We start from the raw sequence: 13,422 nt of genomic DNA, 5'->3' as shown, positions 1-13,422 counted from the left end.
CCCCTGGCTCAGGGTCCGGTATGGGTGAACAGCGCCCAGAGGAGCGGGGCGTAGGGTTGACGTTCTCGCAGGGCGAGCACGGCTTCGTGCAGCGCGTCGGCGGCGCTCGCCGGATCCATACCGCCCTGGCCGTCGCCCAGCCGCGCGTAGACCTGGGCGGCCACGTCGGGTGCCGTACTGTCCTCCAGCTGCCACTGCGCGCCGATCACGTGCCGGTAACCCGCCAGGTGCACGGCTGACGACAGCGTGATGGCCTCGTCCGACAGGCGTTCGTCGCCGCGCGAGGTGTCGCAGCCGGACAGGAACGCCAGCTGGGCGTGGTCGGACAGGTCGAGGCCGGCCAGGTCGCGCACGGTCAGCGGCCCGTCCTGCAGGGCCAGCCACGCGTGGACCGGGCTGGCCGTGTCCTGCGCGCCATGGCAGGCGAAGTGCACCCACGGGCCGGCCCTCAGCACCGTGGTCACGGCCTCGCGGGTGGCGCTCGGCCCGCGCAGCAGCCGGGCGCTGGGGAAGTGCTCGCGGAAGATCGCTTCTTCGCGCGCCGCTCCCGGCAGGTCGGTCGCGTCCGGCGTGGAGGGCATCGACACGATCAGCGGCCGGCCGCCTGGCCGCGCGACGGGCGGCGGGAGCGCCCTGACGTGGGCGAGCGCCCGCAAGGTCGGTGTGTAGGACGACACCACCCGGTCCATGACGGTGCGGGGTTCGGGCTCTCGTCTCGTACGGTGGTCTCCTGAGGCGTGCAGCGGCAGAAAGGCCGCCAGCCCTGTCGGGCACCACCAAACCCGGCGCGCGCCGGGAAGGGCGGCGAGCACCGGCTCCGTGACGGCGTCCCAGATCCAGCGGAGCGTCTCCTGGACGGTCTCCCTGGCCGTCAGCTGTTCCTCGAAGTCCTGGGCCCCTCCGCCGAGCGCGTCGATCGCCTTCGTGAAGGCCGTCACCCGGCCCTCGACCGCCTCCGCGGAAAGGTCTGACAGCGGCACGACGGTGACGTCGCCGTCGGCGACGATGAGGGCGTCGCAGCGATAGCGGCTGATGTTGAGGACGACCACGGGGCCGTCCGACGCGGCCTCGGCCAGCCGCGCGAAGTCCATCGACCGGTGAAAGTCCTCGAACCCCGGCTGCCGGCGGATCTCCGCCACCAGCTCGGCGTGCCGCCTGGCCGCCGCGTGCCTGCGGTCCATGTCGGCGGGCTGGGCGTCGAGATCGGCGTAGACCTGCGTGAGGCGGTCGCTCAGCTCGGGCAACTCCTGGGTCAGCCGGTCCCGGGCGGCTCTGGCGTCGAGCGCCTGCGCCAGCAGAACTCCCCGGCCCTGCTCCAGCAGCTCGACCGCCAGGCGGGCGTCGCCGGTCTCGAGCGCGCAGGCGGCCGCGTCGCTCGCCGCCCCCTGGAACTCCGCGAGCAGCCGCTCCTGGTCACCGGGGCTCAAGCCGCGCCAGGCCATCGCTTCCAGCAACCCGACCATGACCCCGAATCCCTGTACGGCCAGCGCGAAGTCATCCTGGCCCGCGGCGAGGCGTCCCCAGAACCTGGCGGCGCCCGCGCGCGAGCCGGCCGGGGCCGCCTCGATGGCCGTGGTCTCGCGCAACGCCTCGATCGCCCGCGCCCGCAGGCGCTCCGCCTCGCCCGGCTCATCGTCGGCCCAGCGGTCGAGCATCAGAGCCAGCTCGTTGAGCACGCTGGCCCTGAGCGGCTGCCCGGGGGGCGTCAGCTCCAGGGTCTCCCGCAGGAGGCGCACCGCCCTGGCGTACGGGGCGGGCTCGCCGGTGGCCTTGGCGCGCAGCGACAGGCTGACGCCCAGGGTGGAGAGCCACAAGGGGTATTCAGCGTGCGTGACCGGCCCGGCCGCGACCGCGCCCTCCAGCATGTCGACGGCCTCGTCGAGATCGTCGATCACATGGGCGGGCCGGGGGCCGTCCCGTACCTCGTGGACGAGCCGCGCCAGCGCGTCGGCGTCGGCGGGCAGGGGGATCTCACCGCGTGCCAGGCGCAGGATCAAGTGGGTGATCTTCCGCTCCCGCTCGGTCACCAGCATGGCCTCGGCCTGCGCGATCAACGCCAGCCCGAGGCTGGCCATCATGCCCGCCCGGCTCACGTGCGTGTCGCCGAGCCTGGCCAGGCCGGCCCTGAGCAGCTCGACCGCGTCACCGGACGACGCCGCCGCCTGGTCGTGGACCATGAGCGCGTTGGCCAGGTTCCTCGTGGCCAGGCCACCGTCCGGAGTCTCCCGGGGCACGGAGGCGACGGACTCACGCAGGATCAGCCGCGCCTCCTCCAGCGAGTCCGTGTCGTCGTACTGGACGTACCGCTGGAACAGGGCGCTGCCGAGGTTGGACAGGTAGGTTCCGCGCAGGGAGTGCTCGCGCGGGGTCAGCCGCGCGCACGTACGCAGCGTCTCGATCGCGTCGTCCAGGTCCTTCTTGAGCCCGAGCTCCTCGAACCGCGCGATCAGGGAGCCGCCGAGGTTGGCCCGGTAGAGGCCGGCGTCGTAGTGGTGGTCGGAGGTGGCCCGCACCGCCTCGAGATGCGCCTCGATCGCGCCGTCGATGTCCTGCCTGCGGCGCCCCCGCTCGTAGGCGTAGTGCAAGGCGATGCCGAGGCCGGTGAGGGCCATGCCCCGGTTGACGTGGTCGGGCGGTGTCAGCGCCACCCCCTCCCGGTACAGCCGCAGGCACTCGGCCAGGTGCTCCTCGCGCCCGGTGATCTGGTAGGCGATCGTGTAGGTGTTGGCGAGGTTGGCCAGGAACAGGCCGCGCTCCGGGTCGCCCTCGGGTAACCGCTCGACGCCCGCCTCCAGCAGGTCCTGGGTCGCCTTGAGGTCGGCGGTGGAGCCGGTCGCCTGCATCCTGCGCCCCATCGTGGTGCCCAGCGCGGACAGCAGCTCGGCGTACGCGGGATGCCCGGCGGGCAGATCGGCCAGGGTCGTGCGCATGGCCGCGATGACCTCGTCGAGGAGCGTGAGCCGGCCCGACATCATCGCGACGATCGAGGCGTAGTAAGCGATCTTGATCAGGTGGTCGGTCCGGAGCGCGTGCTCCTCCGGCAGCAGCGTCATCTGCTCGCGGAAGTGGGCGATGAGCCGATCCAGGGTGAAGACCCGCTCCGAGACCTCGATGCCGTGGTCGAGCACCCAGCCGAGCCCTGCCCTGATGCTGCGTCGTTCGATCTCGCTCGCCGTGGGGAAGCGCTGCCGTACGACCTCGAGCAGCTCGCGCAGGCGCCGGTCGCGGTCGGGCAGGTCCCATCGCTGCAGGAGCAGCATGGCCAGCTTGACCACCCGCGACAGGTAGTAGGCGTGATCGGGGCCGGTCTCCCGCACCAGCCGGGTCAGGATCGCGTGAGTCTCGTCCTGATGCTCGCTGAGCCGCTCCGGATCCAGCTCGACCTGCTTCTCCAGAGCCAGGACCAGGTTGACCATCGCCGAGTCGCGCAGTTCGGGATCCAGCCCCGGGCTGTCGCTCACCTCGCGGAGCAGGGCGACGGCCTCGTCCAGCACGCCGCTGTTCTCCGCCGCCAGGCTGCGGTCGGGCCGGTGCAGCTCGTAGGTGTTCAGCAGCGCGGCGGCCCGGCTCAGCCTGGCCACCGCGCCGGTGTCGGTGCCCTCGGCCAGCCGTACGGCGGTGCGGTGGACGATGAGCGACTCCGCGATGTCCTCGATCCGCCCGACGTGGTCGAACCGCATCGACAGCCCGTCGCCGAGCGCCGACAGCCATTCCGCCCGCTCGGGATGACGCTCGGGCACCTGCTCCAGCGCGCCCCTGAGCATGTCCAGCGCCTCGTCCAACTGCTGGAGATCATGTGTCGACGGGTACTCACGGATGATCCACGCCGCTCGCCGTGCGGCGCGGACGGCTCGGCCTCGTCGAAGCATCCGTATCCTTCCGCGCGGGCCGGTCGAAGGATTCTCCTTGATTAGAGCACCTCCTTGCGGTTCGTTCCTGGGGATGTGTGTGTTACCAACCGGCTGCCTTGTCGCCCCTCACGGGCGGTGGTAGACACCAAGCCATGGCAGACCCGCCGGACGACGGCCGCGCTCTGGCGGCACTGTGCGAAAACCTCCCCCGGCTGGTCCGTACGGCCGAGTCGGAGGGATGGTCGGCGGAGCTCCACGAGGCCCGGCGCGCGCTGCGCGAGGAGGAGCGGCGCCCCAAGGAGGTCGTCGACGACCTGAGCAGGATGCTCGGCTTGGACGTCCTGATCCGCGGCAGACCGGCCATCCCCGACCTTCCAGCCGCAGGGCACCTGCCGCCGCCGCCCGGCGGATACCGCTGCCCGAAGGGCCGCTGCCCGCGCGACGCTCGGTCCGAGCCTGGCGGCGCGATCCCGACCTGCGATGTCTATGAGCTTCCACTGAAATACTCGCCGGGATGACCGGGTTCCTGTCGGGCCTCGGGCAGAAGCTCGCCGAGCGGTGGCTGGCCGTGCTCGTCCTCCCTGGCGCACTGTTCGAGGGCGTGCTCTGGCTCGCCGCCGTCCTCGGCCACCGGCACCCCTGGGACGTCCCGTTCCTGGCAGACCGGGCCACCGCCCAGACCAGGGCCCTGGACGGCAGGCCCGTCGCACAGGCCCTGCTGCTGGCCGCTCTCCTGCTCGGCGCGTTCGGGGCGGGGCTGGGCGCCAACGCGCTCGCGGGGGCGGTCGTGCGCTGCTGGTTCATGCGAGGTCCGAGGTGGCCGGCCCGGTCCCTGGTCGAGCGGCGCAGGAAGCGCTGGGACGGCGCGCACCGCGACTTCGAGGCGGCGACGGCGGGCAAGAGCGAGAGCGCCGCCGACTTCCAGCGCCGCCGAGGCGAACTGGCCGCGCGGCGCAACGCCATCGCCCTGGCCCGCCCGTTCCGGCCGACCTGGATGGGTGACCAGCTGGATGCCGTCATCACGCGCGTCCACAACCGCTACGGCATCGACCTCGACGCCGCCTGGCCGCGTCTGTGGCTCGTCGTCCCCGACCACGTACGGACCACGATCGGCGACGCCCACGCCACCCTGTCCGGTGCCGCGACCACGGCGGCGTGGGGCGTGCTGTACCTGGGCATCGCGATGACCACCCTGTGGTGGCCGGCGGCGCTGATCGGTGCGGTGACGATCGCGGTCGGCCACCACAGGGGGAGGGCGGCGACAAGGACGCTGGCCCAAGTGTGCGAGGCCACCGTGGACCTCTACGGGGTGGAGCTGGCCAAGGCCCTCAACGTCCCGCTCGCCGACGGCCAGGTGACCCGGCCGACCGGCTTCACCATCACCGAACTCCTCCGTAAGGGCACATAGAGCCGGCCCACGATGACGGGGTCGATTCTTTCGATGGTGTCGGCGAGCAGCGGGAGGACGCTATGTCGCCAGAGGTGTTTCCGGTGGCTATCGGATCTGGGGCGACAAGGCGTGTCGCTGGTGGGGTGACCTCTACGAGTCTGCAGCGTGCGCATCCGCCGATGCCGCCGTGAATTCGATGGTAGCGCGGGTGGCGGATGTGACACAGTCGGCGCCATGTCTGTGGAACTGATCCGCGCCAGTCGCCTTACCGATGCTGTCCCGTATGCCTACGCCTCGGTAGTCCCCGCCGGTGCCCGGCTTGTGCACACCGCCGGTGCGTGTCCGATCGACGAGCACGACCGGGTTGTAGCGCCCGGTGACGTCGCCGGGCAGGCCCGGCAGGTCATGGACAATCTTGAGGTCGCGCTGCAGGCGGCAGGGGCTGCGCTGACAGACGTCGTGCGCACGACCGTCTACGTCGCGAGCACGGACCAGGCCGACCTGGTCACAGCCTGGAACGTAGTGCGCGCCCGGTTCGGCGACCACGACGCGCCGAGCACCTTGCTCGGCGTCACGGTGCTCGGCTACCGGGGCCAACTCGTCGAGGTCGACGCCGTTGCCGTCGTCCCGTGAGGTCCGTCGCGATGAGATCTTGGCGCTGCGGATCTGCAAGAACTCGCTGGCGCCTGTGAAGGTGGCCGCCGATCAGATGGCGGAGGGGCCGGTGAGGGCGCGGATTGATCCCTGGCTGAAGCTTTGGCCGGAACTTCCGTGACGCGCGATGATCACGCCGATGGCAGTGCCGTAAGCATGGTGCACTGCTCGTGCCGCCTCCGGCAGTAGTCCTGTGGGAGGCGGCACGGGCTGATCACGCGACGGCGGTGCCCTCAAGCTCGACCATCAGGTCGGGGATCGCCAGCCGTGTCACCCCGAGCATCGTGGTGGACGGTGCCACCCCGGCGGCGCCCAACCGTGACGCCAGCACGCCGTAGTGCTGGAACAGCAGATCCACGTCGGTGGCGTAGACGTTGAGGCGGACGAGGTTCGCCAGGGACATGCCGGCCTCGGCGAGTACGGCCTCCAGGTTGTCGAGGCTCAGCGTCAACTGGGCTGCCATGTCATCGGCATGCTCGGGCTTGCCGTCGGCGCTCATCGCGGTCTGACCGGCGCAGTACAGGGTCCGGGTGTGCCCGGAGACGAGCTCACCCTGGTTGTAGCCCATCTCCACCGACCACGCCCACGGGTTGACCGCTGTTCGCTCCATGGCCACATCAGCTCCATTCGGTTCGTCGACATCGCGTACGTCGATCGGTTAGCCACCATCGTTTGGTCGCGTCGATGAGCCTCCCAACAAATCGTGACATCCTGTGTCGTGTATTCGAGTACGGTTTTCGGGTGCGTGCCGATCGGTTGGTCTCGCTGGTGTTGCTGCTGCGGCAGCACGGCCGGTTGTCCGCGACCGCGCTGGCCCGGGAGTTGGAGGTGTCCACCCGTACCGTGCTGCGGGACATCGAGGCGCTGTCCACGGCGGGTGTCCCGGTCTACGCCGAACGGGGCCGGCACGGCGGGTTCGCGTTGTTGCCCGGGTTCCGGACCGAGCTCACCGGGCTGAACCCCGACGAGGCTCTTGCCCTGCTGGTCGCCGGCTCACGGCGCGGCGCGCAGGCGTTCGGTCTCGGCTCGGCGCTCGCTTCGGCGATGCTCAAGGTGGTTGACGCGCTTCCCGAAAGCTATCGGGACACCGCGGCCGGCGCGGCCGAGCGGTTGCTCATCGACCCGGAGACCGACCTTCTCTCGCGCCGGCTGGTCGATGAGGAGGTGCCGGACGCCATGGTGGCCGAGGTCCTGCGCGCGGTGTTCGCCGGGCACAGGCTGCGCATCCACTACGCGGCCGTGGACCAGGCGCCGAAGTGGCGCACGGTGGATCCGATCGGCCTGGTCACCGTACGTGACCGGGGCTACTTGCTGGCCACGAGATCGGGCGCGGACCGTACCTACCGGTTGTCCCGGATCTTGGCCGCTGAGGAGCTCGCCGAGCCCGCACAGCGACCGGACCGGGTGGATCTGGACCGGGCCTGGCAGGAACGCAGCACGCGGTTCCGGGCCGGCGGCGACCAGGTCGCCGTGCTGGTACGGGTGAACCCGGTGCGGCGGGAGGACCTGGTGGGCACCGCGCTGGCCGTTCTCGCCGAAGAAGCCGACCCGGACGGCTGGCTGCGGATGGAGGTCACCTTCCAAGATTCGAGACACGCCGAATGGGCGCTGTGGCAGCTCAGCACGAACGCGGAGGCCCTGGCCCCGCAGTGGTTGCGCGACTCCCTGCGCAACCGCGCCGCCGCCATCGCCACCCGCTACGGAGCGTCATCCTGAGGGTGGCCGCCCTCCACGAGCAGGTCTCCGGTGGGCCGGTCTCACGGGAGCTGAGCACGTACGATTTCCGCAGCGGCAAGAGGGGGCCGGGATGGCATTGGAGATCGAGAGCCGGTCGTCCGATTCGCCGTACGTCGAGCGGGTGTGGCGGAGTCGCAGCTCTGACGTCGACCAGATGACGTCGATCGCGACGGCGCACTGGGACCTGGTCTTCTGGGAGCACCGCGGACAGGTCAGCGCGGCGGTGCAAGGGTTGGAGTCCAGGGCGAGTGTGGCCCAGGTGCCCGAGGACGCCACGTTCTTCGGGATCACCTTCTCCGCCGGCACGTCGATGCCGCATCTTCCGATCAGCCGGCTCGTCGACGGGGCGGCGCGGCTTCCTGACGCGACGCGCCGGTCCTTCTGGCTGAAGGGCTCCCATTGGCACCTTCCCGACTACGACAACGCCGAGGTGTTCGTCCGGCGACTGGTGCGTGAAGGGGTGCTGGACTGCGACCCGATCGTGGCGGAGGTGCTGCGTGGCGCGTCGCCGGACCTGTCGGAGCGTACGATCCAGCGGCGGTTCCTGGCGGCGACCGGGCTCACCCGTGGTGCCATCCGGCAGATCGATCGTGCCAGGCACGCTGCGGTGCTGATTCAGGAGGGTGTGCCGGCCCACGAGGTGATCCACCGGCTCGGATTTTTCGACCAGTCGCACCTCGCGAGGTCGCTGACCCGTTTCATCGGGCGGACGGCCACCCAGTTGGGCGAGCGGGCGTCGTTGGAGCCGCTGTCGCTTCTGTACAAGACCGAAGCGCTGCTCCCCGCCTAACCTCCTTGAACGAACAAGGAGGAGAACAATGGCTAAGATCGTTTCGAATTTCTTCATCTCCATGGACGGCGTGGTCGAGTCACCCGACCAGTGGCACTTCCCGTACTGGAACGACGAGATGGGCGCGGTGGTCGAGGCGGGCATGAACAGTGCGGCGGCGATGTTGATGGGCCGCAAGCTGTACGACGAATGGTCCGAGTACTGGACGACGACGGAAGCCGACCAGGACGTCGCCCAGCTGTTCAACAAGGCCCGCAAGTACGTCGTGTCCAACACCTTGGAGAAGGCGGACTGGGAGAACACCACCGTCGTCTCCGGTGACGTGGCGGCGAACCTGAACGAGCTCAAGAAGCAGCTCGACGGCGACATCCAGATGTCCGGCTCCGCGACGACCGTGCGGTGGCTGCTCGCCAACGGGCTGCTCGACGAGTTGCACCTGCTCGTTCACCCGATCGCCGTCGGGCACGGCAAGCGGCTGTTCGAGGACACCCCGACTCACCCGCTGAAGCTGGTCGAGTCCACAACCTTCCAGAGCGGGGTGCTCGATCTGACCTACGTCCCGGACGCCGGCTGACCGCTGTCCGCGGTGAGGACGGCGGCGATCCAGTCCTCGGTCGCCGCGACGTCCCCCGGGTCCGGCTGCGGTGTCCCGTCGATGGTGGCCATGAGCGACACGTACCTGTCGAACAGGCCGCTGAACTGGGACACGAACTGCTCGGCGTGCTGGTGGGCCGCGCCGGTGCGGTCGGGGGCGGCCATCTGGCGGCGCAACTCGTCGACGTCGCACTCGCCGGCGACGTGGGCGGTGAACTCCGCGGTCGAGGCCACGAGGCGGTCGACGAGCTCCCGCGCCTCGGGCGAGTCCACCGGCAGCCCCGACTGCTGGGCCGCCTCGACCTCCACCTCGACCAGCCGGTGCTGCTCGATGCGCGCCATCGTCTCCGGTGAGGTCATCTCGAGCGACTTGGGGCCGGCGGAGAAGCTGTGGTGCAGGAACTGGTGGACCTCCTGGCGGAAGTCGCCGTCCTGTACCAGGTCGGCCAGCTCGATCCAGGCTTCGAGCTGCTCGGTGGCGGGCTCCTCCGGCAGGTTCGGCCGCATCCGGTGGAGCTGCTCGGCGAAGGAGGGGTGGACGTTGAGGTCGGTGGTGACCTCGTCCCAGAACTCGTCGATGAGCCGGTTACGGTCATCGTCGGACATGGAGACCAGCTTGTGCATCAAACTCACCTGTTCTGTAGCGGTGTGCTGTTTCACGATGGTCCGCAGGACGGCCCGCCTGGCCTGCAGGCGACGGGTCTGGCGTTCGACGAGCGCGAGGTGGGCCGTGGCCAGGTCGTGCAGCGTCGTCTCGTCGGCCAGTAACCGGCGGATGTCGTCCAGGCTCGCGCCCAGTTCGCGCAGGGTGCGGACGAGCTCCAGCCGGGCGATGGCCTGGATGTCGTACAGGCGGTAACCGGCGTCGGTGTGCCCGGTGGGCACGATGACCTCGGCGTCGGCGTAGAACCTGATGGCACTGACGCTCAGGCCGGTGCGGCGCGCCACATCCCCGATCGGGTAGAGCTCGTTGTCGTCCACGGCGTCCACTATGGGGTCTCAAGAAGGTTGAGACTCAACCCCTGTCGGGAAAGCCTCGTCCTTGCCGGAGTGGCAACAAGATTCGCCGGGGCTCGCGTGCCTCCTGGAGGATGGTCGGTGACTGCCGTCAGCGAACCGCCTCGGAGGATTCATGTCCCAGCTCACCGATGTGACGCATCGTTCCGTCTCCGCGCCCGCCGGGCGGATCCACGTGGTGGAGCAGGGGGAGGGGCCGTTGGTGCTGCTGGTGCACGGGTTCCCGGAGTCCTGGTATTCGTGGCGTCACCAGTTGCCGGCGCTGGCCGCGGCCGGTTATCGGGCGGTGGCCATGGACGTGCGCGGGTACGGGCGGTCGTCGAAGCCGGCGGACGTGGCCGCGTACCGGATGCTCGACCTGGTGGAGGACAACGTCGCGGTGGTGCGTGAGCTCGGCGAGGAGACGGCGGTGATCGTCGGGCATGACTGGGGCTCGCCCATCGCCGCGAGATCGGCCCTCCTCAGGCCGGAGGTCTTCCGGGCGGTGGGGCTGCTCAGCGTGCCCTACTCGCCGCCCGGGGGGCCGCGACCCAGTGAGGCGTTCGCGCGGATGGGCGGGGGCGAGGAGTTCTACATCTCCTACTTTCAGGAGCCGGGGCGGGCCGAGGCCGAGATCGAGCCGGACGTGCGAGGCTGGCTCGCGGGCATCTACGCCGCGCTCTCCGCCGACACCATGCCCCCACCGGACGCCCCGGCCCCGCACTTCGTGAGCCGGGGCGGGCGGATGCGCGACCGGTTCCCCGCCGGCCGGTTGCCCGCCTGGCTCAGCGAGGAGGACCTCGAGGTGTACGCGGGGGAGTTCGAGCGGACCGGCCTGACCGGAGGGCTCAACCGCTACCGCAACATGGACCGGGACTGGGAGGACCTCGCCGACTTCCAAGGCGCGCCCCTCAAGCAGCCGTCCCTCTTCGTGGGTGGCGCTCTGGACGCCTCGACCACCTGGCTGGCCGACGCGATCAGCGCCTATCCCACCACGCTGCCCGGCCTGGTCTCCTCGCATCTCCTGGCAGGCTGCGGCCACTGGATTCAGCAGGAGCGCCCCGAGGAGGTCAACGAGATCCTGACCGGCTGGCTCGCCGCCCTGCCCACCTGACCAGGCGGTCCCGCTCCGCCGGTCCCTCCAGACGGCGGAGCGGAACCACCCGTACCCGGTGTCCGCGCTACGGACCGGGGGCTCAGCGGGCGCGGCCGTCGAGCAGGCTCTCCCACAGCCGAGCCGCCTCGGCGGCCGGGAGCCAGGGGCTCTCGCTGACCTGGCCGCCGTGAAGGGTCCGGCGGATGCGCATCAGACCCGCCGCCGAACACAGCTCATAGGACGTCTGTACGCATCCGCACGTATGAGCCCGGACCCTGATGGAGCTGCACCTGGGGACCGGCTCGGACCAGGTGATCTCGGTGTATCCCTCGCGCGGGGGCGCCGGATGGCTGCCGTGGCAATCCTGCGGGGAGATCTCGCCGGTACGAGCCGCGCTCGTCCAGTCCTCGATCCGGATGCGGTTACGGATCGCGGCCTGGCGGAGGGTGATTCCATCGGTGGCTCTCACCTGGCGGAGACAGCCGGCGGCGACGGCCCCTTCTGGGAGGTCTTCCTGCCAGTCGGCGACGTAGCCGTGCGTGTCGTCGTACCAGGTCTCGTAGCCGAGCAGCCTCGGGACGTGGGGAGTCATGTAGGCAATATAGCCTGCTACTCATAAGTAACCTATATTAGTGTCTTGCGGTGCCTATATAGGTTGAGGCAGTACAAGATCTGGTGGTAGCTATGCCTACGGTAAGTATGTGGTCGACTATGACTCCGAATACACGGTGAAGCAGCAGATCGTGGAGGCTCTTCGCGCACGCATCGAAGCCGGCGACTGGGCTCCCCGTCGCAGACTGCCGTCCGTCGTCCACCTGTCGCAGGAGTTCGGCGTCGCCCGCGACACCATCCTGCGAGCGCTGGAAGTCCTCCGCGACCTCGGGATCATCTACACCGTGCGGAATCGCGGCTCGTTCGTGAAGGCCGGTGCCGACTTCGTCACGGCGGTCGTCGCCGACGCGCAGACCCGGATCATCAACCGGCCCGCTCACGACCACGAGATCGCCGAGCTGGAGCTGCCCGAGCACGGCTGGGTGACGGTGGTCGAGCGGGCCGGTGACGAGGTCGAGGTGCTGCCGGCGGACAAAGTGGAGATCCGCGGAGCCTGAGCAGAAGCTGCAGGACGCGGTGAAGTACGCCCGCGAGGAGGCGAACACGTGGGCCGTGTCCGATCAGGAGGTCGGCGAGCGCTTGTTCCGCTATCTGCTCGCCTGAGATGAAGACTCCCCATTTTCGGCGGGAAGCCCGGTCAACGTACCCAGGCAGATTAGGTACGCGTACTCAGGCGGCCGGACGACCGGTGTCAGATCCTTGCGAGCATGAGCAAACCAGTCCAGCCCACCATGACCGCCGCCTACTACGCACAGTGCGTCATCTCCTTCGGCGCGGCGCTCGGCAGTGTGGCGCTCGGCGTCATCTTCCTGCCGATCGACCCGTGGCTCCGCGCGTTCCTCGCGGTCTCCGTCCTGTACGTCGTGACGACGGCCTTCAGCCTGGCCAAGTGCGTGCGCGACCGGCAGGAGATCGTCAGCATGGCCAGCCGCGTCGACCAGGCGCGTCTCGACAAGCTGATCAGCGAGCACGACCCGTACAAGGTCGACACTCTGTGAGCTGGGCTACGCCTCGTCGAGGCCCCGCTCGATCGCGTAGCGGACGAGCTCGACCCGGTTGTGCAGCTGGAGCTTGTTCAAGGTGTTCTGGACGTGGTTCTGCACGGTCCGGTGGCTGAGCACCAGCCGTTCGGCGATCTGCTTGTAGGACAGGCCCTTGGCGACCAGGCGCAGCACCTCGGTCTCCCGGTCGGTGAGGCTCGGCCCGTCGGCGGCGGGGCGTTGCGTGGCCAGGCGGCGGTATTCGCCGAGCACCAGCCCGGCCAGCCCGGGGGTGAAGACCGGCTCCCCGTCGGCGGTGTGCCGGACGGCGTCGAGGAACTCCTCCCGGCTCGCCGACTTGACCAGATAGCCCGACGCCCCGGCCTTGACCGCCTCCAGCACGTCCTCGTGCTCGCCGCTCGCCGACAGCACCAGGACGCGGGGCGGATGGTCGGAGGCGGCCAGGCCCCGGGCCACCTCCACGCCGGGCAGGTCGGGCAGGTGCAGATCGAGGATGACCACGTCGGGGCGGAGCGTGGCGGCGACGCGGAGTGCCTGGCGGCCCTCGCCGACGGTCGCCACCACCTCGTGGCCGGCGTCTCCCAGGTCACGGGCGACCGCGTCCCGCCACATCGGATGGTCGTCCACCACCATCATCCGCAGCGCGCCCGTCATGCCCTCAGCCTAGACCGGCGGACATGATCCGCTGTGGGGCGCTGTCG

Annotated in this window: 15 protein-coding genes; 10 read left to right on the top strand and 5 right to left on the bottom strand. The window is 70.0% G+C overall.

Going from position 1 to position 13,422, the window contains the following annotated elements; genetic code table 11:
* Positions 1 to 8 precede the first annotated feature (8 nt).
* A complete protein-coding gene (locus tag OHA68_RS43830) occupies positions 9 to 3,869 on the bottom strand; it encodes a CHAT domain-containing protein (RefSeq protein WP_327105530.1) in 3,861 nt (1,286 codons plus the stop codon).
* Between the two features lie 134 nt (positions 3,870 to 4,003).
* Between OHA68_RS43830 and OHA68_RS43825 the strand changes: the two genes are divergently transcribed.
* The 3 genes from OHA68_RS43825 (at position 4,004) to OHA68_RS43815 (ending at position 5,874) form a co-directional block, all read left to right on the top strand.
* Entirely contained in the window at positions 4,004 to 4,369 is a 366-nt protein-coding gene (locus OHA68_RS43825) for a hypothetical protein (protein ID WP_327105529.1), read from the top strand.
* Positions 4,366 to 5,259: a hypothetical protein gene (locus OHA68_RS43820; protein ID WP_327105528.1), complete on the top strand. Its 894-nt coding sequence runs from the start codon at positions 4,366 to 4,368 to the stop codon at positions 5,257 to 5,259. Before OHA68_RS43825 ends, OHA68_RS43820 begins: the two co-directional genes overlap by 4 nt.
* Positions 5,260 to 5,475: 216 nt before the next feature.
* Positions 5,476 to 5,874 carry a RidA family protein gene (locus OHA68_RS43815; RefSeq protein WP_327105527.1) on the top strand — a complete coding sequence of 133 codons (399 nt, stop codon included), beginning with the start codon at positions 5,476 to 5,478 and terminating at the stop codon, positions 5,872 to 5,874.
* A gap of 235 nt (positions 5,875 to 6,109) precedes the next feature.
* On the opposite strand, the gene OHA68_RS43810 is transcribed toward OHA68_RS43815, so the two are convergent.
* Positions 6,110 to 6,505, bottom strand: a complete 396-nt coding sequence (locus OHA68_RS43810) for a RidA family protein (RefSeq protein ID WP_327105526.1) — start codon at positions 6,503 to 6,505, stop codon at positions 6,110 to 6,112.
* 131 nt (positions 6,506 to 6,636) lie between these two features.
* On the opposite strand from OHA68_RS43810, the gene OHA68_RS43805 reads away from it, so the two are divergent.
* The 3 genes from OHA68_RS43805 (at position 6,637) to OHA68_RS43795 (ending at position 8,996) form a co-directional block, all read left to right on the top strand.
* Positions 6,637 to 7,611, top strand: coding sequence for a helix-turn-helix transcriptional regulator (locus OHA68_RS43805; RefSeq protein ID WP_327105525.1), 975 nt, complete (start codon positions 6,637 to 6,639; stop codon positions 7,609 to 7,611).
* A 91-nt stretch (positions 7,612 to 7,702) separates the two neighbouring features.
* Positions 7,703 to 8,422: a helix-turn-helix domain-containing protein gene (locus OHA68_RS43800; RefSeq protein WP_327105524.1), complete on the top strand. Its 720-nt coding sequence runs from the start codon at positions 7,703 to 7,705 to the stop codon at positions 8,420 to 8,422.
* A gap of 28 nt (positions 8,423 to 8,450) precedes the next feature.
* A complete protein-coding gene (locus OHA68_RS43795) occupies positions 8,451 to 8,996 on the top strand; it encodes a dihydrofolate reductase family protein (RefSeq protein WP_327105523.1) in 546 nt (181 codons plus the stop codon).
* Here the strand turns inward: OHA68_RS43795 and OHA68_RS43790 are convergent.
* On the bottom strand, positions 8,975 to 9,997 hold the full coding sequence (locus OHA68_RS43790) for a MerR family transcriptional regulator (RefSeq protein WP_327105522.1): 1,023 nt from the start codon (positions 9,995 to 9,997) through the stop codon (positions 8,975 to 8,977). The genes OHA68_RS43795 and OHA68_RS43790 overlap by 22 nt on opposite strands.
* Before the next feature lie 151 nt (positions 9,998 to 10,148).
* Between OHA68_RS43790 and OHA68_RS43785 the strand changes: the two genes are divergently transcribed.
* On the top strand, positions 10,149 to 11,126 hold the full coding sequence (locus OHA68_RS43785; RefSeq protein WP_327105521.1) for an alpha/beta fold hydrolase: 978 nt from the start codon (positions 10,149 to 10,151) through the stop codon (positions 11,124 to 11,126).
* An 82-nt stretch (positions 11,127 to 11,208) separates the two neighbouring features.
* Here OHA68_RS43785 and OHA68_RS43780 read toward each other — a convergent pair whose 3' ends face one another.
* On the bottom strand, positions 11,209 to 11,700 hold the full coding sequence (locus OHA68_RS43780; protein ID WP_327105520.1) for a hypothetical protein: 492 nt from the start codon (positions 11,698 to 11,700) through the stop codon (positions 11,209 to 11,211).
* Positions 11,701 to 11,809: 109 nt separating this feature from the next.
* Here OHA68_RS43780 and OHA68_RS43775 point away from each other — a divergent pair, with 109 nt between their 5' ends.
* From OHA68_RS43775 to OHA68_RS43770, 3 genes are all read left to right on the top strand, one after another.
* On the top strand, positions 11,810 to 12,217 hold the full coding sequence (locus OHA68_RS43775) for a GntR family transcriptional regulator (RefSeq protein ID WP_327105519.1): 408 nt from the start codon (positions 11,810 to 11,812) through the stop codon (positions 12,215 to 12,217).
* The gene (locus OHA68_RS45540; protein ID WP_456094119.1) at positions 12,165 to 12,323 is read left to right on the top strand and encodes a DUF7873 family protein; all 159 of its coding nucleotides are present in this window, start codon (positions 12,165 to 12,167) and stop codon (positions 12,321 to 12,323) included. Before OHA68_RS43775 ends, OHA68_RS45540 begins: the two co-directional genes overlap by 53 nt.
* A gap of 104 nt (positions 12,324 to 12,427) precedes the next feature.
* Positions 12,428 to 12,718 carry a YiaA/YiaB family inner membrane protein gene (locus tag OHA68_RS43770; protein ID WP_189140888.1) on the top strand — a complete coding sequence of 97 codons (291 nt, stop codon included), beginning with the start codon at positions 12,428 to 12,430 and terminating at the stop codon, positions 12,716 to 12,718.
* 6 nt (positions 12,719 to 12,724) lie between these two features.
* Here OHA68_RS43770 and OHA68_RS43765 read toward each other — a convergent pair whose 3' ends face one another.
* Positions 12,725 to 13,375 carry a response regulator transcription factor gene (locus tag OHA68_RS43765; protein ID WP_327105518.1) on the bottom strand — a complete coding sequence of 217 codons (651 nt, stop codon included), beginning with the start codon at positions 13,373 to 13,375 and terminating at the stop codon, positions 12,725 to 12,727.
* Positions 13,376 to 13,422 lie beyond the last annotated feature (47 nt).

It is taken from the genome of Nonomuraea glycinis, from assembly GCF_035920485.1.
GTDB lineage: Bacteria > Actinomycetota > Actinomycetes > Streptosporangiales > Streptosporangiaceae > Nonomuraea > Nonomuraea glycinis.
This window is presented reverse-complemented; position numbering and strand designations above follow the sequence as displayed.